General features: G+C 45.0%; 14 protein-coding genes. 4 read left to right on the plus strand and 10 right to left on the minus strand.

Translation table 11 applies throughout. From position 1 onward, the window contains the following. Window positions 1-35: 35 nt before the first annotated feature. From bamE to MHN00_RS14670, 5 genes are all read right to left on the minus strand, one after another. Complete coding sequence (gene bamE, locus MHN00_RS14650; protein WP_071814311.1) at window positions 36-392, minus strand: outer membrane protein assembly factor BamE; 357 nt, start codon at window positions 390-392, stop codon at window positions 36-38. Window positions 393-516: 124 nt separating this feature from the next. After that, the gene (gene recN, locus MHN00_RS14655; protein ID WP_239301582.1) at window positions 517-2,202 is read right to left on the minus strand and encodes a DNA repair protein RecN; all 1,686 of its coding nucleotides are present in this window, start codon (window positions 2,200-2,202) and stop codon (window positions 517-519) included. A gap of 412 nt (window positions 2,203-2,614) precedes the next feature. Then, a complete protein-coding gene (gene dps / locus MHN00_RS14660; RefSeq protein WP_239301583.1) occupies window positions 2,615-3,124 on the minus strand; it encodes a DNA starvation/stationary phase protection protein Dps in 510 nt (169 codons plus the stop codon). A gap of 261 nt (window positions 3,125-3,385) precedes the next feature. Then, window positions 3,386-4,261 (minus strand): NAD(+) kinase, encoded by an 876-nt coding sequence (nadK, locus tag MHN00_RS14665; RefSeq protein ID WP_071814313.1) that lies wholly within the window; start codon window positions 4,259-4,261, stop codon window positions 3,386-3,388. Between the two features lie 90 nt (window positions 4,262-4,351). Next, on the minus strand, window positions 4,352-6,694 hold the full coding sequence (locus tag MHN00_RS14670) for a fatty acid cis/trans isomerase (RefSeq protein WP_239301746.1): 2,343 nt from the start codon (window positions 6,692-6,694) through the stop codon (window positions 4,352-4,354). Window positions 6,695-6,931: 237 nt separating this feature from the next. On the opposite strand from MHN00_RS14670, the gene MHN00_RS14675 reads away from it, so the two are divergent. After that, window positions 6,932-8,092, plus strand: coding sequence for an iron-containing alcohol dehydrogenase (locus MHN00_RS14675; RefSeq protein WP_239301584.1), 1,161 nt, complete (start codon window positions 6,932-6,934; stop codon window positions 8,090-8,092). 103 nt (window positions 8,093-8,195) lie between these two features. Here the strand turns inward: MHN00_RS14675 and MHN00_RS14680 are convergent, their stop codons facing one another. From MHN00_RS14680 to MHN00_RS14695, 4 genes are all read right to left on the minus strand, one after another. Then, window positions 8,196-8,963, minus strand: a complete 768-nt coding sequence (locus MHN00_RS14680) for a 3-hydroxybutyrate dehydrogenase (protein WP_168533246.1) — start codon at window positions 8,961-8,963, stop codon at window positions 8,196-8,198. Beyond that, window positions 8,956-10,026: a PHB depolymerase family esterase gene (locus MHN00_RS14685; RefSeq protein WP_187446826.1), complete on the minus strand. Its 1,071-nt coding sequence runs from the start codon at window positions 10,024-10,026 to the stop codon at window positions 8,956-8,958. The genes MHN00_RS14680 and MHN00_RS14685 overlap by 8 nt, the downstream gene beginning before the upstream one ends. Then, window positions 10,023-11,444, minus strand: a complete 1,422-nt coding sequence (locus MHN00_RS14690) for a homoserine O-acetyltransferase (RefSeq protein WP_239301585.1) — start codon at window positions 11,442-11,444, stop codon at window positions 10,023-10,025. The genes MHN00_RS14685 and MHN00_RS14690 overlap by 4 nt, the downstream gene beginning before the upstream one ends. Window positions 11,445-11,548: 104 nt before the next feature. Then, window positions 11,549-12,844: an SLC13 family permease gene (locus MHN00_RS14695; RefSeq protein ID WP_014976110.1), complete on the minus strand. Its 1,296-nt coding sequence runs from the start codon at window positions 12,842-12,844 to the stop codon at window positions 11,549-11,551. Between the two features lie 263 nt (window positions 12,845-13,107). Here MHN00_RS14695 and MHN00_RS14700 point away from each other — a divergent pair, with 263 nt between their 5' ends. The 3 genes from MHN00_RS14700 to MHN00_RS14710 all read left to right on the plus strand — a co-directional run bounded on the left by MHN00_RS14700 (window position 13,108) and on the right by MHN00_RS14710 (window position 17,482). Continuing rightward, window positions 13,108-15,486: a TonB-dependent receptor gene (locus MHN00_RS14700; RefSeq protein ID WP_014948966.1), complete on the plus strand. Its 2,379-nt coding sequence runs from the start codon at window positions 13,108-13,110 to the stop codon at window positions 15,484-15,486. Between the two features lie 244 nt (window positions 15,487-15,730). Then, window positions 15,731-16,399 carry a response regulator transcription factor gene (locus tag MHN00_RS14705; protein WP_014948967.1) on the plus strand — a complete coding sequence of 223 codons (669 nt, stop codon included), beginning with the start codon at window positions 15,731-15,733 and terminating at the stop codon, window positions 16,397-16,399. A 189-nt stretch (window positions 16,400-16,588) separates the two neighbouring features. After that, window positions 16,589-17,482: an aspartyl protease family protein gene (locus MHN00_RS14710; RefSeq protein ID WP_239301586.1), complete on the plus strand. Its 894-nt coding sequence runs from the start codon at window positions 16,589-16,591 to the stop codon at window positions 17,480-17,482. 81 nt (window positions 17,483-17,563) lie between these two features. On the opposite strand, the gene MHN00_RS14715 is transcribed toward MHN00_RS14710, so the two are convergent. Beyond that, entirely contained in the window at window positions 17,564-21,079 is a 3,516-nt protein-coding gene (locus MHN00_RS14715) for a PAS-domain containing protein (RefSeq protein WP_239301587.1), read from the minus strand. Window positions 21,080-21,158 lie beyond the last annotated feature (79 nt).

Consider the following 21,158-nt stretch of genomic DNA (forward strand, 5'->3'; position numbering starts at 1 on the left):
AAAGGTAGCCTGAGCTTGCTACCTTTTCTCTGCTACTAGTTATCGATTGGCGTATTGAAGTCTTCAGATAATTCGAAATCACCTTCAACCGTCGTTACTTTGTCGTCTACGAAGTTGATTATCATTTGCTTCTGAAAATCTTCGCCGCGCTTTTTCATACCGCGTTTCATATCGTAAACGTAGTACCACGTGTCATTATCAAATGAATCTTGAACTACTGGGTTCCCCAGAACATAGATAACTTGCTCTTTCGTCATCCCAACACGAAGCTTTTCAACGTCGCGTTGATCTAGAAAGTTACCTTGCGGAACATCGATTCGATAAATCCAATTCGAGCAAGCAGTTGATGTAAGTGTGATACCAAGAATTACTAATAAGTGTTGCAACTTCATGCGTTAATTTGTCCAGTATTGCCTTTGTTAGTGCCTATGAATTTCGATAGTGCGAATTTCGAGACTGTTTTATTGCAAGCGCGAAGGCATGCTACATTGACAACTAGGACCAATCAACTGCATTTTAGTTCGATGCTGCGCTTTTAAGCAGTTCTTTCGCATTAGCTAAGGCGGATTTGGTTATTTTGTCGCCAGCCAGTAGCCTTGCCAGCTCGTCAATTCTGTCTTGCTTAGTCAATGCAAGCATCTGTGTTTCTGTACTTTCTCCATCTGTGATTTTGGTAACAAATAATTGGTTATTCGCCTGCGCCGCTACCTGTGGTAGATGAGTTACACACATAACTTGCGATTGTTTGCCTAATTTCCGAAGGAGCCCACCAACAATTGATGCAGTAGGGCCACTAATTCCTGTATCCACTTCATCAAAAATCATCGTCGGTGTTGCGTGATGGTCGCTTGCAATAACTTGTATAGCCAAACCGATACGAGATAGTTCACCACCTGATACCACTCTTTCTAGCTTATCTGCGTCTTGACCAGGGTTAGTCGACACCCTAAATTCAACGGCATCTAGTCCTGTGCTTACGGGTTTTTTGAGTTCGTCGTACTGAATCTTTATGTCCACGCTTGCGTGCGGCATATTCATCTGGCGAATTTGTACTTCAATGTCGGCACTTAACTTATCCGCAGCCCGTTTCCTGCTCTCTGAAAGGCCTCTAGTTGCCGTTAGGTACGCTGCCCGAGCATTTTCGACTTCCCCTTCAAGCGTGCCTAACAGTGTTTCCTGATCTGACAAAGCATCAAATTCAGCGGACAATTCTTGGTGATGCTGATAGAGACCTTCAGGCATTACAGTGTGTTTTCGGGCAAGTTCCATCGCTTTCGCATAGCGCGCCTCAACTTGTTGTAAGCGAAGAGGATCGATTTCAAGGTGATCGCAGTAGCTACGTAGCTCTCCTGCCGCTTCTTCTACCTGAATTGCCGCATCATTAAGCATGGCAATGATTGGCGTAAGGCTTGCGTCATGAGCTTCTAATTCGCCTAAACGCTCAATGCTGCTTTGGATCACCGATAATGCGTTGCCCTCATCGCTTTCATACAAATTATACACGCTGGTCTGGGCGTGCTCTAAAAGGCTCTGGCCATTGCTTAGGCGCTTGTGCTCTACTTCTAACTCTTCAAATTCACCCTTTTCAATGGCAAATTCATCGAGCTCTTGCACTTGGTAAGTTAACAATTGAATTCTGTCTTCACGCTGTTGCGCTTGCTCTTGAAGCGTTTTCAACGTTCGCTGCTTGTCGTGCCAAAGAGCATAGGTTTCTTTAACTTGAGCTAATAGTTCATTGTGCTTTGCGTAGCCATCAACTAATTCCCTTTGATGGTCCTCTTTTAACAGTTGTAGGTGAGTATTTTGGCCGTGAATAGCTAATAAAAATTGACCTAAACCCTTCAGCTGCTGAAGCGAAGCTGGAATGCCGTTGATGAAAGCTTTTGAACGGCCTTCCTTCGAGATAACTCTACGAACAAAGCAGCTATTTTCGTCTTCGTCTGAGGTAAGCTCATGCTCGTCGAGAAAGGCTTTAGCTAATGTATTTCCGCTTAAAGAGAAATGAGCAATGATTTCGGCTTTCGCGCTCCCTTTACGCACCGCATTTGCATCAGCGCGCTCGCCTAAGCACAAACTTAAAGCATCAATGGCAATAGATTTACCTGCACCGGTTTCACCGGTTATAGCAGTCAACCCGTTTTCCAGTTGAACTGATAATTGTTTTACAACAGCAAAATTAGAAATAGAAAGATGCGCTAACATAACCACACTCGAAAAAGTTGAACATGATGATATATACAGTAACTGATAATATATACAGTATTTTTGTTGTGTAAAGTTAAGTCGTAAAATATTTACGCAAAAATCGACCAATATAAAAGGAAAGCCAATTATATCAAATGGATATGTTCTTTTTATGAGGGTGGGTTACGAGTAACCTACAACTAGCGTCGCAGTAAAGGAAGAGTTTACAGGGCTCTTTACAAGGCGTAAGTACAGTAGCGAAGTACTCTATTGTTGTCGCGTAAGATATTTTGAATGCGCCAAGCAATTTGCTGCTGTGCTTTTCACTCAAGTAAACGTTAAAAAGGAGAGCACAAGCTCTCCTTCGTATAATAACTGTAATCTATTGTAGATAGTTTACATATCAGCTTTGAATTTCGGTGTTAACCTATTACTGTTGTAATTCACCGCTGCCAGACTCAATGTGTGCGCGCACGAACCATTGAAACTGTTCTAAATCCGCAAGTTGGCCGGTAATCATATCTTCCGATACTGGGTCAATCTCACCTAAAATTTCTAGTGCTTTTCTATGGTCACCGTTTACACCATCATACACTGCATCCAGCGCTTTAAGGTGGTCAAGTACCAAACCTTTGCCCAATTCGTAATCATTCCAGCTTCGACCTTCAACAATGGCTTTCGGTGTACCTTTAGGTACGCCACCTAACGTGGCAATTCGCTCTGCAATTGTGTCGGTCATTTCGCGTACCGCATCAACTTGAGGATCTAACATTTCATGCACGCCGATAAAATTTGGTCCTACTACGTTCCAGTGAATGTGCTTCAACGTTAACTGTAAATCTAATAGTGCAACCAATCGCTGATCCAATACCTTGATTGTTTTGGCAGCTGCATCGTTATCCATTCCTGGGGCTGTAAATTTGATATTGGTGTTACTCATGATATCTCCTATTGAATGCAAACAAGTCAGCACGATATTAATTACTGATAAGGTCAACGTGTCACTGACCATGTGCTGACGGCTTACTTCAATAGTTGCAACAGATATGCCGCAATATGAAATTGCTATAACTACAGGTTTTCGCTAAGGAAATCTTATAAAATTAAAAAATCTTTATTTTTCAAGCCTGTAGCAACCAAGAAAATGCTACAGACTTATGTAATAAATGCACGTGGGGCGAATAAACTAGAGCAGGGGGGCTCAGTAAAGTTTACTGCCCCAACCTAACTTCTTACGAAGTACGTTGAAGTAGCTGTAGCCCTTGGGATGAACAAGGTGAAGTTTGTCTGCGCTCTTATTAATACGTATTTCATCGCCGGGTAACACGGGTAGAACGATGTGGCTATCACAGCTAACTTGTAGAGAATCACTATTAACCTTTGACACTTTCATTGATACCTGACTGTCAGCATCAACAACGATAGGTCGGCTGCTAAGGGTATGGGGAAACATGGGGACTAACGTAAGTGCATCTAGCTTTGGCATTATAATGGGGCCGCCCGCTGATAAAGAATAAGCGGTTGACCCCGTTGGTGTGGCTACTATTAATCCGTCGCTACGCTGACTAAATACAAATTGCTCATCAATGTAAATTTCAAATTCCATCATATGGGCAACTTTGCCGTGGTGCAGCACCACTTCGTTTACGGCAGAGTTGTTGCTTTTAAGCTTTTCATGTCGATAAACCTCTACCTCAAGTAAGAAGCGTTCTTCCACCACGCATTCACCGTTAAAGATAAGATCAAGTTGTTGAACAATATCATCAGGGTGGATATCTGTTAAAAAGCCAAGATTACCGCGGTTTACGCCGACTACGTGAATGTCAAAACGTGCAAGCACACGAGCTGCGCCAAGCATGCTGCCGTCTCCACCTACTACCACGGCAAGATCGGCCTCTTTTCCAATAGTGACAAGGTTACAGCTTTTAAAATTTTCGGTTTCAAGCTCTTCAGCAATACTTTCCTCGACCAATAACTTACAGCCTTTCGCTAGTAAATAATCGGCAAGAATGTTCAAGCTGTCATGAGTGGCAGCGTGCTGAGGTTTTCCAATTAAAGCAACGGTTTGATAGGGCATGGAATGCTAATGTCCTCTCATTTCCAATGATTGGACATTAGCACAGGTATTTTGCAAAAGAAAAGCGTAAAACGCTGTTAAGATGGAGGTTTACCGATCTTCTAATCGATTATAGTCGAGAAGACCGCCTTCAATAGGATAGCGCTCGCTAGACCATTGCATTAATTTATCACTAAACGCCCAAAAATTAGGGTTGGTTCGGCGCATGCCAACATCGTCGAGCAGGGCCTTGTAATCGGCTTCGCTTTTAATGGATTTGAGCTTCTCAATCGAAGACGTTATTTCTGAGGCATTGATATACCAGAATGCGTCAGGGTAACTACCTAACACACCATGAACTAGCGTGATTGAATCTTTAGAAGGCTCCCGGTTTTCCTCCTCTTCAAACAGGCTATTTACATTGTAATGCGCGCTATTTCTAAGGGCAGTGAATACATCAATGTTGTCTGGGTTTTTGTCGTCTTGAATCACAATCATGGTAGTTTCAGGCATCAAGGTCGCTTGTTGAGCAGGAAGTGAATCTAAGCGGTCTAATGCTTCGAACTGTTCAGCTGATAGCAAACGTTTATTGTAGGTTGAGGCGTTCGGTTGAACCTTAGCCAAGTATTGCGATAACAGTTGATAGAGTTCTTGTTGAGGATCATCTGTTTCGAACGCTATGCCAGAAGGTTGTTCGAAACTGTTGATATCACCTTCCAAGTAATCAGTCAGCTCTGGGCTAGCCTTTTGATACCAAGCGTTGAGAAGCGTGTGGCGGGTGGTAGGCGGTAGTAGATTAAGAAAGTTCGACTCACCCTCCATGCGTAAGAAATCCATATACAAACGAGTCATTAATTGGTGCCCATAGTTGCCGTAAACATCAAAGCCAGCTACCAGTAAATAATGAATTCGCTCTAGTAAAGCATAGTCAATCACCCATGCCGTTTTAGGTGGGTTGCCCACCATACCTTTAACGACAGTAGCATTATCGAAGTGGCGAAATACGGTCAAGCTGGCATTGGTATTACCGCCGTCGCCATCCCAAATGCTCGGAATGTTTAGGTGTTCACCGTCTTCGAACTCACTATTTAAAAAGGTGGTTCTTGCACGCATATATTCGCTTTGGCGCTTTGCATATTTAACCCAGTTTACCGCAAGGGCTGAACTGTCTTTTTCAGCTGGTAAGTGAAGGTTTTCTTTCTGAGAGGCGTAAAAAGCGTTCACTTTGCCAGATGTGGCAATGTCTGGGTCGACAAAGAAAACCCAGAATCGGTCGTTAATCACGTTGAGCGCGACTTGTCCTCTGCATACGGGACCTTTGATATAACCCATAATGGTGTTTTGCGCGCGCTCAAGCATAAATCGATAACGACTTTCTACTGGCAACAGAGTAAAAGCCGTTAATGGGTTGGCAGCCACTTCAGGTTTGTATGAAGGCAATGTTTCTACAGAAAAATCGGCGTCGACAAACCACGATTGCCATTTATCCATCAGTGTTTTATTAATGGCGTAAGCTTGATGTGTTTTACTCACGATAGTTGAGTGCACTGGCTGCAGACGATAATACACCCGTTTGACCTTGGGATCGTCGAAGGGTCTGCGAGTAGCAATAATATCTAACGCTTGTCCGGGTGGGGTACGCGAGCGCACGAGATTAAAAAACTGAGGCGTTTTACCTTTTTCTGAAATATCTTCGAAATAAAGGTGAGACGTAAACAAGTGTTCGTAAATATAACGTGCGGAAAGCTGCATCTTATTGCTATCGCCATTTAGCCATGCTTCTAAGTCAGATACTTTCTCATTCAGTTCTTGTGAGAGCTTTCTGGGCGAAGGTAACGGCGCACCATGGTTTAACCACTGAACAAGCGTAGTATGTTCAGAATCCGATAGCGCTGGCAGGGCGTATGGCATGCCTCCCAAGGGCTGGTCAGCTATATATTCGCCCATTTCATCTATGGTTGGGCATTGGTTTTGTCGGCTTAAGCTTATATCGAAATTGTCACCTAAATGAGCGGTGTTGGGCAAAGGGTGCTGTTTTTTTAGCAAAAGCATTTGCGCTAGCACCGAAGATTGGGTCGGCGAAGCGTTAGGTTTTTCTTTCGATTCGAGCACGTCGAAAAAGCCACGCTCTCGCCATGCGTCTACGTTGTGGGCGTCGAGAAACATTCTATTGGGTTGGGCAGCGGTGAGTCGTGTCCCTTCATAGACTTTTTCTTTGTTAGCACCTCTGGCTATACCTTCTGGAGATGACATCTTTAGTTGGCATGGCGCATCGTAACAGGCGTGGCAGACAACACAGCGCTGCGTTAGTACTGGGTTTACTTGTGTGTCAAAGAAATTGTCGGGCAAATTCTCCATGGCGGGCATGACGTTGTTTGATGAAAGTAAAGGAGCGTCAGGTTTCGGCCATTGCCATATCGCTATAGCGATAATTGCTATAAGCAACGAAATCATACCGAGTTTCTTCATAATCGTAGTCCACAGAAAAGTTCTAATCAGTTTATCACTCATTTCACGTACGGTGATGTTAATAATTAACCATTAACGCTTGGCAATGGAAACAACCACGCATTTGTATCTATTTGGAGGAAAGCTGGAGAGGTAGTGGGGCGGTAACATTATTTTTACATTGTCATTGCTTTGGGCGTTGTACTAGGTATGCTGATGAAAAGAATTCGCAGCGAGGGAAACATGTCTCATCAAATTATTCTGCCAAGAGTGATGCACATAGGGAAAGGGGCGAGTCAGCGGGTTGCTGAAACGCTAAAAGGACTCAACTGCCATAAACCTTTACTGGTTACCGATAAAGTTATGGTCGAGTTGGGATATAGTGCTGCCATAGTGCAAGTGCTGGAGGAGGCAGGAATAAGCGCCGATGTATTTTCAGATACGGTGCCAGAGCCCACGGTGAGGTCTATTTATCGCGGTGTTGATGCATTCAAAACCCACGCTTATGACAGCATCATTGCTTTAGGTGGTGGAAGCCCCATCGATAGCGCAAAAGCCATCGCTATTTTGGGTAAGTACGGTGGCGAAATGCGAGACTACAAATTCCCGCGGGTTGTAGATGAAGCGGGGCTGCCGATCATTGCTATTCCCACAACAGCGGGAACGGGCTCAGAAGCAACGCGATTTACCATTATCACCGACGAAGATACCACAGAAAAAATGTTGTGTGTTGGTTTAGGGTTTATGCCAACGGCAGCTTTAATCGATTATTCATTAACGCAAAGTTTGCCTGCCCGCGTGACAGCCGATACAGGCATTGATGCGCTTACTCACGCTATTGAAGCGTTTGTTAGCCGCAAAGCTAATCTTTACAGTGATGCACAGGCGTTGTCAGCCATGGCATTAGTTGCGCCTAATCTGCGTACGGTATTTGCAGACCCAACAAATGAAACGGCGAGAGAATCAATGATGCTGGGCTCAACGCTCGCGGGTATTGCCTTTTCAAATGCTTCAGTGGCTCTTGTTCACGGAATGAGCCGGCCTATCGGTGCGGCGTTCCATGTGCCTCACGGATTGTCGAATGCCATGTTGTTGCCCGCGGTTACCGCCTTTTCTATTCCAAGTGCATCAGTGCGTTATGCACAATGTGCTCGCGCCATGGGTGTTGCTACCCAAAGTGACTCTGATAAGGTGGCGAATCAAAAGCTTATCAACGAACTAAAAGCACTGAATGCAGATTTGCAGGTACCTACGCCTGCCGACTTCGGTATTGATAAAGAGGCATTTTTTGCAGCGACGTCAACAATGGCAGAACAAGCTCTGGCATCAGGTTCTCCCGGTAATAATCCACGCATCCCTACCATTGAAGAAATGGTTGCCATCTACGTATCTCTTTGGGAATAACGCTTTTGCGAAAACATTAAACGAAAAAAAGACTGCTCATTGCAGTCTTTTTTATGTGAAAAGAAATATTCTTTAAAAAACTAAGCGTTAAATCGCTTACGGGTTATCTAGCCGTCCAGCCCCCATCAAGTACCATAGTTTGCCCTGTTATATTGCGAGCACTGGGCGACATTAAGAAGCTTGCGGTATCTGCAAGTTCTTCAACGCTAACAAATTGCTTTTTAGGCATGGGTTCTAACATTATTTTTGTTATTACCTCTTCCTCGGTAAGGTTATTTTCTTTTGCCTGTGCTGCAATTTGTTTTTCCACCAATGGTGTTTTCACATAGGCAGGGCAAAGGGTATTGATAGTTACATCGCAATCTCCTGTTTCAAGAGCGATAGTCTTTGCGAACCCTAACAGCCCATGCTTCGCCGCTACATAAGCAGACTTATAGGGCGAGGCTACCAACGAGTGAATAGATCCTACATTGATAATGCGCCCGTAATTTTGCTTACGCATGGCAGGTAAAAAAGCTTGGGTTAAAAGAGCAGGTCCAACAAGCATGATATTTATAAGCTGCTGCCATTTATCTGCAGGGAAGTCCTCTATGCGTGAAACGTGCTGAATACCGGCATTGTTTATAAGTACATCAACGGTATGCTTCCCTAGTACCTCAGGTAGCGCTGCGACTTGCCCTGCATCGCACACGTCTACGGCTACTGCGCTGGCCGAACCGTCTAAATGCGCAAGTCGAGTCACAGCCTCTTTTGCTGCCTGTTCGTTTATGTCGGCGATGATCACATGGTGCCCTTGTTTCATCATTGACTCAGCAATGCCAAAGCCAATGCCGCTTGCTCCACCCGTGATAAATATTGTGCGCTTAGTCATTGTTACTTCCGTTGGATTTATTTAGTGAAGGTGCACTATTTAATGAAAACAGCAGCTGTTTTACTGCGTTTATTTGTGCGCCGTTCCTGTTGGCGTAATCGCCAGAGGCATAGCCCCACCAATCCCAACAGCCTTGTGGATTTAACGGCATGAATAACGACTTCTTAGTTTGCGGATAAAGCACAACAATATTGTTGTCATCAGCCCATTCATTCAGCCCTGTTTGGGTAGTGTAGGCATCGCCAACGGCATCGGCATACTGGTTACAGCCGTGGAAACTAATATGGGCTCTGCACGGCTCGCCTTGTGCACAGCTTTCAGGCACATACACAAAACCTTCACTTGCTAATGTTTTGGCATCGCCCCCCGCTATTTTTTGCTGATCAATTGAATGAATTTGCCCTGACAGTGACTCGTCAGGTGTCGAAACATTTTCAATAAGATGAGAGAGCATGGCACCTGCTGCATCGTAGTCGCAGTTCCCAATGAATGGGCTTTCTGACTTCATGCAGTTAACCCCATTGTTTTGGGTAGGAAAAAGGTGTGCCATCGGCTTGTCATTGATATAGGCAATATTTTGTGTGTCTGTCCACAATTTGTATTGCTCAAATAATAAATCGCTCACTGGTGCAATCACTCTGGTGTCTTGCGTACCGTGGAAAAGCCAGACTTTTGCGTCTTTCATACTGGAAAGCGACGCAATTTTTCCTTCAGTTTCATACTGTTTGGCTTTTTCATTCAGCGCTTCAAGGTTAATTTCTCCCTCTACCTTGTTCACGCACTGTGCCAGGGCAGTGGTTATATCACCTTGTGCACAGAAATACGGGCCGCCAGCAATAACGCCAACGCCTTTTACCCAGTCACTGTGTGCTAACTGAAATTGTGTTGCCATGTAACCGCCTGAGGATAAGCCAGATACGGTAACGTTCTTTAAATCAAGAGTGAGTGACGGAAGCGCGTCTTGCGCAGATGACTCGTTACCGAATACCGGTACACTAACGGCAAGTGCGCTTAATACAGACAGACAAAGCGCGTGGCGTAAAAAGGGGGTAGATTTCATCATTGCATTGCTGCCTTATCATTTTCTAAAAATTGGCGAATAGCCTGAGCCTGAGCGGATACATTCGTCACACCTTCCAAATGACCTAATTTGCCATTTAGCGTAACCAATGTGCTGTCGTTATTCATTGAAGTTAAACTTTGGTGTGCACTTTGCGATAAGTAGGGCATAAGAAGCAAATCAGTTTGAGCTGGAATAAACAGCGTTTTCGCCTTTATCGACGCCAGCCCTTGCTCAAGATTACCTTGATGTCCAGCAACGAAGAGCTGGCAAGCTCGAACCAAATATAAAAGGTGGTTTGCGTCCATAGATTTTGCCCGGGTCTTCGCTCGCTCACGTAGCCAGTTCACAATACTGTGTGATTGACGTATGTCATTAAGCGGCGCCGACTCAACATTTTTATACCCTAACGTGTTGCCGGTTTGGTTGAAAAAAGAAGGGGTAAGGGCATTTTGCGTAATTAACATGAGCGAGGCAGCTAAGCCATTAAGAGGGGCTTGCTCTTTGGAATAAGCGCCGTTGTTCCAGTTTTTATCTAGAGTGATTGGCGTTGCCCAGTGTTCCAATGCCGCGGTAGTCCATGCATCGCTTTGACCTGCGCCGATAACTGAAATCATACGTTCAACCCAGTCTGGGTAAGCGCTCGCCCAATCGATAGCCTGCATAGATCCCATAGAAGGCCCAATAACCGCATACAGTTTACTAATACCTAAACTTTCGAGAAGTGCTTTTTGAACATTGACAAAGTCACGTATTGTCACGACAGGAAAGTCTAAGCCATAGGGTTTTCCTGTATCTGGATTTATTGACGCAGGACCGGTTGTAATAACGTGAGGGTCGTAAGCATTTAAATTGGCCAGCGTATCAACGCTTATTACATAAAAGCGGTTTGTATCAATCGCTTTTCCAGGGCCGATAATACTATCCCAGTAACCGGGCACTGAGTCGTTTTCATTGTACTTTCCAGCGGCATGAGAAGATCCAGAAAAATAGTGGGTAATCAGTATAACGTTACTCTTAGCATCATTTAGTGTTCCGTACGCCTCCCAGCCAACTTTTACGTTTTTAATTTGTTTACCACCAAAGGTTGTGAAATGAGGCATTTCAAAAACGCGTTTTTCTACCATCAGCGAAGCGCTTGGCAAGGAAGAAACGGGCTCAGAAGTAGGTGCTTTTGAAGAACTGAGCAATGGCGATGTATCGCCGGATTCGCCAGCAATGCCCTGGCAATGTACCGTCAACATTAGTGTGGCAAATAATCCCACCAAGGAGCGCTGCTTTTTAACTAAATACACCTCAACCAAATTTGCTATTGCTAAGTGTTTCTGCACTCGTTGTGAGCTGAGCTGTTTCAATAGCTTATTGATGCCTTTGCTCTTACTCCACACTAGCGTGGAAGCAAGCGTCTTTTTCCAATTCATACTTTCTTATCCCTTTCTCTGGCCGCATTTTTAGATGGCAATGTTTTGCTAGAGTGACTTATATATCGTGCGGCCTTAGGCCATATCGTTGGCTTTGACTAATGCTACATAATGCTAAACAGGCCAATGGCCATGGCAAGGCCAATAACTGGCACCACAACTGTTAGCGCACCAACCGCCCAGTAGGCAGCCTGATGGGTTTCGTTACAAATGGCGCGTATGGTAGTAACCACATAGCCATTGTGAGGTAACGAATCTAATGCGCCTGATGATATAGACACAATTCTATGTAGCTGTTCTGGCTCTACGCCTTGGTCAAGGTAATGCGGAGCCACCAAGGGTAAGGCAATGGCTTGTCCGCCAGATGCACTTCCTGTTAATCCTGCAATCACGCTTACGGCAATGGCGGCACCAATAAGCTCGTTACCAGGAATTTGGGTCATAAGCGCTACTGTTGTTTGAAACGCTTCAGTGTTTTTTGCTATAGAGCCAAAACCTACAACAGCGGCGGTGTTACCTATGGCGATCAATGCGCCGGTGGTACCCGCATTTATGGCAACCGGTAAACTGTGAAAATGTTTGTAGTTAATCGCCAGCAAACACAGTACGCCGCCGCCTAACGCCAGAATAAGCGCAAGCTGAGCGAGTTCTTCATGGAATAGAAACGAAATGACTAACACCACGACTAACGGCACAATTCCGGTAAGCGGGTGGGGGAGCGCTCTGTCTCGCACTTCAGGGTCGCTTGCTCTGGCTTCAAACACCTCGCCGTTATTAACGGCTTTTCTGATCATCTTAGCAAGCCACCAGTAACCGAAGCATGCCATGAATATGGCGACGACAAGGCTAACTTCCCACGCGGCAAAAGGGGAGGTACCCAAATACTTTATAGGGATCCAGTTTTGGATTTCTGGCGAGCCCGCGGAGGTCATCGTAAATGTTACCGACCCGAATGCCATGGCAGCAGGTATGAAGCGACGGGGTAGGTTGGCATCTTTAAACAAACTCACCGCCATAGGGTAAACAGAAAACGCTACCACAAACACGCTTACACCACCGTAGGTCAAAATAGCGCAAGCTAGCACAACAGCTAATACGGCACGCTTGTAACCAATTTTGGTGATAATCCAGCGAGAAACAGCATCTGCTGCGCCTGTGTCTTCCATGAATTTACCGAATAACGCACCAAGCAAAAACATGAAAAACCAAGAGGCGATAAAGCCAGAGAAACCACTCATATAGGTTTGAACGAAGTTTACGTCGCCGGTGAAGACGCCGATATTATTGGTAATGGCAACTACAAGCGCACACAAAGGTGCGGCAATAAAGAGGTTCATTCCGCGTATTGTCAAAACAATAAGCAACAACAGACCGCCTACTAAGCCAATCATACTTAACATAGTTATTATTCCTTAAAAAATCTGTGACCGCAGATGATCCGAAACAGTTAAGTCGATTTAAGATTTGCTTACACTCAAAAACACAAAGTGTATACAAATCAGATAAAAAGCGTTCATAACAGACATAAAGTTTGACGTTACTTTTATCAAAATCCCATAGTACGATGGTACTACATACTATTAACAATTAATTAACTAAAGTGATTTTGACCGTAGGCAATACATCCGGCAGTGACCAGAACTTAGAACAACAAGGACTCACTATGTCTCAATCAATACACACAAATGGCTTGGTTTTACCCTACCAATCACATTCAGCCTCTGTTAGCACAGTAGAACGCAAAAGCGATTCAGTTAAGCTCCCCATTCGCAGCCTTTGTGCCCTAGCGGTGGCTAGCGTTTTAAGCACAGCGCCAGTATTTGCTCAGGATAGTCAAGCTGATGCCGATGCCGAAGCGCAAAAAGGAAAATTAGAACGCATTGAGGTGACAGCGCGAAAAACTGTAGAGTCATTACAGGAAACGCCGGTAGCTATCACGTCTATTGGTGCGGTTGAACTTGGAGAAAAAGGGATTAGCGTGCTGACTGAAGTGCAGCAGTTTTCGCCCAACACTACGCTACAAACCAGTCGCGGTACCAACTCCACCTTGACGGCATTTATTCGCGGATTGGGTCAGCAAGACCCGCTTTGGGGCTATGAACCAGGCGTGGGTATTTATGTAGATGATGTTTATATTGCTCGCCCACAAGGAGCCGTACTTGATTTGTTAGACGTACAGCGTATTGAGGTGTTACGTGGCCCGCAAGGGACGCTTTACGGAAAGAATACCATTGGTGGCGCGGTTAAATACGTTACGAAAGAAATGACCGGCGATACGCAGATGAACGTTGAAGCTACGGTAGGTAGTTACAGTCAGCGTGATATCAAAGTGACAGGTCAAATACCGCTGATTGAAGACACGGTGTATCTAGGCGTGGGTTATGCCAACTTGAACCGCGACGGCTTCGGCGAATATCTGGTAAGCGCGTTGCCCAATCAAGATAAAGAGAATTATAACAAAGATCTCTGGGCAGCCCGTGTAACGCTAGAAGTTCACCCGAGTGAAGATTTGTTTTTCCGTATTGGGTGGGATAAGACCGAAGACACATCAAATGCGAAAGGCGGCTACCGTTTAATCCCAAGTATATTAACTGATGCGCCCGTGCCTGATTCGGTTTTCGATTCGTACACCAGCTTACCTACATGGAATAAAGTCGAGTTAGAAGGCTATAACTGGCTGGCACGATACAGAGTGAATGATGATTTAGAGCTTAAATATATTGGTTCGCATAGAGAGAGCTATTCACCTACCAACATTGATTTTGACAATACGCCCCTGCCTATTTTTGATGTACCGGCAGAGTATGACGACAGTAATGATACTCACGAGATTCAAGCGAATTATACCGGGAACGCGTTTAGCTTAGTGTCAGGGCTCTACTTTTACGATGGTGAAAGTTGCGGTAATTTTGATGCCATTTTAGGTGTGTTGGGTCAATCGCTTGGTGCCTCAGGGTTAACGCGGGAAGTGACGGGTTGTAATAACTCAGAAAGCTGGGCTGCCTATGCGCAAATGAACTATGACGTAACCGATAAGCTATCGCTTTCGCTTGGTGCCCGATACACCGATGAAGAAAAGACCGCGTTTGTAAATAACGGTCTGGTATTCGCCAATGTTTATCCTTATACAGACTGGATTGATGGGTACGTGCGTCCCGACGGACAATTAGTGCCTCAAGTACTTGGGACAGACACCGATGGCGATGAAGTGTTAGACGCGCCAGCGGTAGAGAGTTGGTCGCGCTTTACCCCGCGAGTGGGCGTGGAGTATCAAATGGACCGCGATACCATGTTCTTCGCGAGCTATTCACAAGGCTTCAAATCGGGCACGTTTAACCCTCGCGCTCAGACTAACGAGCCTGGTGTTGAACCAGAAGTCGTTGACAGCTTCGAAGTGGGTGTGAAGAGTGACTTAACCGACGCACTTCGTATGAATATCACATTGTTCTCTTACGACCACAAAGATCGTCAGTATATTGGTGTAGAAGGAGATTTGTCTGATCCAACAGCCCTCGACCAGCGACTGCGCAATGCTGCAGAAACGGCTGCAAAAGGCGCCGAGTTGGAGATGACGTGGGTAGCCACGGATAACCTTCAGTTTGACGTTGCTTATGGTTATATTGACTTTGAGATTAAGAAAAACAATGCAATCCCTCCGTTGATTGGTCTAGCAAGTACGCCAGAGAATACCTTTAATCTTAATGCCAACTACCTACTAGAAACGAGTTTTGGGGATATTACTTTCAACGCCAACTACTACTATCGCGATGATTATCTTATCTTTGAAACCAGCGATCTTATTCAACAAGATGCCTATGGTATGGTGAACTTAAGCGCGCGCTGGGAAAGCGTTGAAGGCGACTGGTATGCTGGACTACACGTCAAAAACCTGACCGATGAAGAGTACCTGGTTGGTGGTTATGACTTTGTCACGCAAGACGATGAAGGTAACTTTGGTCCGGGCCTTGGTGGTGATACGACACTTATCGGTTATTACGGTGACCCACGTACAGTTCACCTTACGGTAGGTTATCGATTCTAAACGGTATGTTCTGAAGAAGACCAGCAACACGTTTCACGCCTAGGCCATTGCGCTTAGGCGTGCTCACGTTTGCTCGACCTCTTTCGATTGTGTTGGCCGGCGGATATGTCGAGCAGTGAAGGGCGTGGTGCAGAGCCTTACTCAATAACAGATGCACCAATAACAGATACGCCAATAAGATTAACCTTTTTTTGCCGGCGTGATAGTATGTTGATTAACAAGGTAGTTACAAGTTGATAGCATTATGTCTGTGAAAATCTTGATTGCTGACGATCATCCTCTGTTCAGGGCTGCGATGTGCCATGCGTTAGCTAGTGTGGAGCATATCGAACTTGTAGAAACTTCCACGTTCCCCGATACGCTCACTAGTCTTGAAGAAAATGACGACATCGATCTGCTTTTCTTAGATCTCACTATGCCAGGCAATGAAGGGTTAAATGGCCTTGCTGAGGTACATGCGCTCTATCCTGATGTACTTGTTGTCGTTATTACTGCACAAGAAGAGCCTGATGTTATGGCAAAATCGTTTGCGTTAGGCGCAAGCGGTTTTATACCCAAATCAGCTTCGGTCGATTGCATTATTGACGCGGTAAATACGGTGTTAGACGGTGAAACTTGGATCCCGCCTTCAGTTCACAATGCATCAGCTACGATGCCAAATGCCACTGCATCGAATGCGAATGGCCACTCTGGCCAAGATGATTTCACAAACCGATTAAAGCAACTTACCCCTCACCAACTTAAAGTGTTGCGAATGGTATCAGACGGCTTGCTTAACAAGCAGATTGCTTACGAACTGGCCATTTCTGAGTCCACCGTTAAACAGCATGTATCTGCAGTATTGAGAAAGCTTGGTGTTATTAACAGAACCAAGGCCGGTATCGCGTTCAAAAATGCAATGCATTTAAGCTAAACGGAAAGCGATAGCCGTCTTCAAGACTATGATCATATTGATATAGTTTAAGCACTAACATGTATTAGATGCTTTCCACTAGATTAGGGATTTTTACGCGTTCGGTTCATCGTGCTAATTCGCTCTCAATCAGCTCATGTGCTAGCGTAAGATTTCAAAGGATTAGTTTACTGGCGTAAAAGGATATTTATGACGCGATTTATTTTACTTTCCCTTCTTTTTTGTTCTTTCAATGCGTTTAGTGCCGTTACAGCATGGACAGATTTCACCCTGGACAACGGTCACGTTTTTTTGCCTGTTACCATAGAAGGCATCGAATCTCGGGTCATGCTGGATTCAGGAGCACAAATAAACAGTATCAATCGCGCGTTTATCGGGAAGCATGATTTAGACCTTGATAAAGGGCGCCCCGTGACCGTTAAAGGGGTGTACGACGTTGAAAGGCGTAACGCTTACAACAATGTAAACGTTGAAATATTTGGTAGTGATTTCGAGCTGGATTCACTTGTCGAATCCAGCTTAGGTCATCACTCTAATGGTATGTTACTGGGGGCAGGTTTTTTCAATAACTTCATCGTTCAATTGGACTATCCCCACAGAAAAATTCGTTTGGTAACGCGTGATTCGATAGATATGGGGGAGGTGGCAAATGTTCGAGCCAACTCTCAACAGGGTAGTGGAATGCCTATCGCGCAAGTAGAAATTAACGGTGTTGCGTTGTGGCTATTAGTCGATACTGGTAACGCCGGTACAATTTTGATTAACCGTCGAGCGGCGTCCAAGGTTGGGTTGCTTGAAAAAGTGGAAGGCGCAAGCACGTCATTTGGTGCCAATAGTTCTGGGGTCAATGAGTTCGCTACGTCTGATGTCGTGAAGTTTGGTCCATTCGAGATTAGTGACGTTAAGGTTAGCTTTCCTGCTGAAGGGCAAAAGACAAACTTAGAAAGCCAGTATGAAAGAACCGGTAGCCGGATAGGTGGAAAGCGGGTAGTAGGCTTAATAGGCTATGATTTGTTGAAAGACTTCGTTGTAACACTTGATTATCGTTACGGGAAACTTCACATCGCGTTACCGCAAAAGTAAAACGCATCTTGATGCAAACCAGCTACCAAAAGAAGACGAAATACCTACTGCCGTACTATAAATGCGATCACGAGTTCTCTATTAAACAAGCGATTGCTTTAGCAGTCGCTTAAGTGCCGCAGGCTTTAAGGGTTTTGGCAGGTAGCTAAATTGTTGCTCCGCCGCTTCCTCTCTTATGTCGTTACTTCTGTTGGCAGTGACTAAAATCTTTAAGGCAAAACGCACGTTATTTTCAGAAAGAATCGCTGCAACGTCAAAACCGGTTTCGCCATAATTTAGGTGGTAATCGGCGACGAGCACATCAAAGTGTTCTTGTGAAATACTCGACACTTCTGCTCCGCCCGCTATCAATGTTGTACTCCCTCCCCAATCTCTCAGTAAGGTACACATTGCATTTGCCACTTGCTCGTCATTTTCTACGAGTAGAAAACGGGTGTCTTTTAAAAATGCATTGTTGTTTTTATTCGCTGAGTCTAAAGAGGGCATTTGATGAGAGTGCGAGGAGACAGGGCGAGAACGGCTGTCTAATGCGCTTTTTTGAACGCTTACTGAATTATTTGGCGCACTTGCTGAGTTCTTCGATAATACCGAGTTATTAAAAGGAGAGTCAACATGATTAGTGTTACTTGCGTGCGCGGTGAGTATCGAGGCTTCGCTTTGAAATGCTCTAGATACAGCCACACTGAAGCAGCTTCCTTTATTTGGCGATGAAGTCAGTCCGACTTCATGACCGAGTAGTCGACATATCTTATCTACAATAGTCAGGCCTAATCCAATTCCTTCGCCTTTGTTGTTGCTCTCTAGCTGGTGGAATTCACTAAATATTTCATGCTGTTGGTGGACGGCGATACCTAGTCCGGTATCGTAAACACAAAGCTTTATAACCTGCTCGGTATTTGTGACTCTTGTGCGTCTCACGCCCACCAAAATACGGCCTTTTGCGGTATAGCGGACTGCGTTGGACAGCAAGTTTTGAAGCACCCGTCGCAGTAGTACTTTGTCCGAGTACACCATAACTCTGGTCGGTACATACCTGAGCTCAATACCTTTTTGCTTTGCAATGACACTAAATTCCTGCACCAATGAAGACAACATATCACTGACTGGAAATTCAGTCTTTTGAGGGGTAAGTACGCCAGCGTCTAATTTCGTCATATCAAGTAGCATTGAAAGTAAGCTCTGAGCATTGTCCAAAGAATTCACCACGCCTTCAGATAGTGTGGCCAGTTCACTGCCTTGCGTCTTTTTGCTGAGCATGCTGGCAAATAATGTTGCGGCGTTGAAAGGTTGCATGAGATCGTGCCCAGCCGCAGCCAGAAATTTGGTTTTGCTCTCGTTAGCTTTGTCAGCGTGTTGTTTGGCTTCTTCTAATTCTGCTGTACGCTGCGCAACCCTTGCCTCCAAGTCTTCTTTTGCACTTTCTAATTCTTTTTGAATTGCTATGTATTCAGTGATATCGCTATAGGTAGTCACGTAGCCGCCACCAGGTAGCGGCGCGCCGTTAAGTTCAATCACTTTTCCGTCAGGCTGTTTGCGAATATGTTTATGACGGGTGCCTTCCAGCATGTAGCTAACGCGCTTTTCGATAGATGAGGGGCTAAACAACCCTCGGTTTGCATTGTAGCTAAGTATATCGGTAATGGGCATGCCCGCTTTTAGAAATCCTTTAGGGTAGGCAAATAACTCCACGTAACGTTCGTTCCACGCTAGTAGCTGCAGTTTGTCATCAAGCACACTTATGCCTTGCTCAATGTTTTGCACTGACGATTGAAGTACCTCGTGGTTAAACTGAAATGACTGAGAAGCTTCTTCTACCCAGTCAACCAGTTCTGGAAAGCTATCGCTGCCTGTATCTGCGATGGCACCCAGTAATATACGAGCACTAGGTGCTCCTACTTGTGCGGCAAGCAACTTGTTTACCCTGTCGATAAGCGCCTGACTGGCATAACCACTGCTAGCGGCGCGATTGACGTCAACTGATAGCTGCTTAACCAGTTGAGAGTGCGTGGCACTTTCGAGCACACGTTCGGTGAGTGCAATTAAGTCCCTCACTTTTACCAGTAAACGAGGTGTGTCGTGATCTGTGAGGAGCGTATCATTTGGCTTCATGCCACGTCTTGATGTAATTAATGCAACCGTAACGAATGTTAGGCAATTAGCCAATAAGGAAAAGGCAAAGCCCAAACCAAGCGCTTGGTCAGTGGGTGCTGGGTTGAAATAATAACTCGACAGTAAGCTTGGGTAGAGGAGGAATGCTGCCCAACATGTAAACCCTACCAATAAGGCGCAAATAGCGGCAGCTTTGTTGCTTTTCGTCCAGTAAAGACCAAACATAAGTGCAGGCATGCACTGTGCTAATAATGCTATAGCAATCACCCCGCTTTTAACCAGAGGTGCAGCCTGACTTATATTCAAGTGATACCAGAGCGCAATACTAAGTACGACCACAACGGTAATACGACGTATAGACAGTATTTTGTTTGGCTGCATTGAACGGTTGGGCGAAGTCTTTAGTCTCGCTTTTAGCCAAAGTGGCGTGACAACATTGTTCGAGATCATTATTCCCAGCGCCAAGGTTGCAACAATCACCATGCTGGTGGTTGCAGAAAGACCTCCTATGAAAGCAAATGACGACAGCGCGATATTTTCAGCATGTAAAGGTAGGGCAAGCACATACGCATCAGAGCTCGTATCCACTGGCAGCAGCATTTTTCCTGCAAGTGCAATAGGAATAATAAAAAGGGTCATGCCAAATAAATAGAGGGGAAATAGCCACCTTGCTGTTCTAAGCTCCCCCTCACCGTTCTGCTCAACGAAGTTCATATGAAACTGTCGTGGCAAAACGAACATAGAGCAAACGCCCAAAACAACATGCGATACATAAACCCAGGGTGCGCTATCAGCATAAATGACTTCTCGAGCACTGGCATTTGAAGCGGCGTTAGACACCAAATCCAACACACCATCAAACAGATAGAAGCAAACGAAAACACCTACAGCGCACAGGGCAACAAGCTTTATAACCGATTCAAACGCTATAGTAAGTAGCAGACCGGGGTGTTTGTCGGTCAAGTTGAGTGTACGGGTACCGAAGATAATGGCAAATAATGCGAGCAAGATAGCTACGTAGATACTTAACCATGGCGTGCTTGTATGCGCGTCGTCAGTCAACAAATTTATTGATTTCGTAATGGCGTCTAACTGCAGGGCGATGTAGGGCACTACACCGAAAAAACACAGTAAAGTGATAAGCGCGGCAATCAAGTGGGAGTGCTGGTATTTAAGTGAGATGAGGTCTGCTAAAGAGCTGATGTTGTGTTGTTGACACAGTCTGCTTATATGAAGCACCACAGGAAACGCAAATGCCATAGTCAGCATAATCCCTAAATAAGTAGGGATAACTGCCCAGCCATATTGTGCTGCTTGAGAGGTAGTGCCGAAAAATGCCCAAGATGTACAATGCACGCCCAATCCAAGGCTGTACAATATTGGGTGTTGCCGGTTGTCACGTAAACGCTTATCGCCCCAAAATGCTAAAGCGAAAAGCGCGAGGAGATAACAACCAACAATAGTGCCAACCGTCCAGATACTTAGCATAGATATTCCGTGTAGTTGAACGCATTTATTAGCGCAATTGAAAGCGCGTTTTATTGTTGATTTACATTAACATAGTTTT

The sequence above is a fragment of the Alteromonas sp. Cnat2-8 genome (genome assembly GCF_022348355.1).
Taxonomy (GTDB): domain Bacteria; phylum Pseudomonadota; class Gammaproteobacteria; order Enterobacterales; family Alteromonadaceae; genus Alteromonas; species Alteromonas macleodii.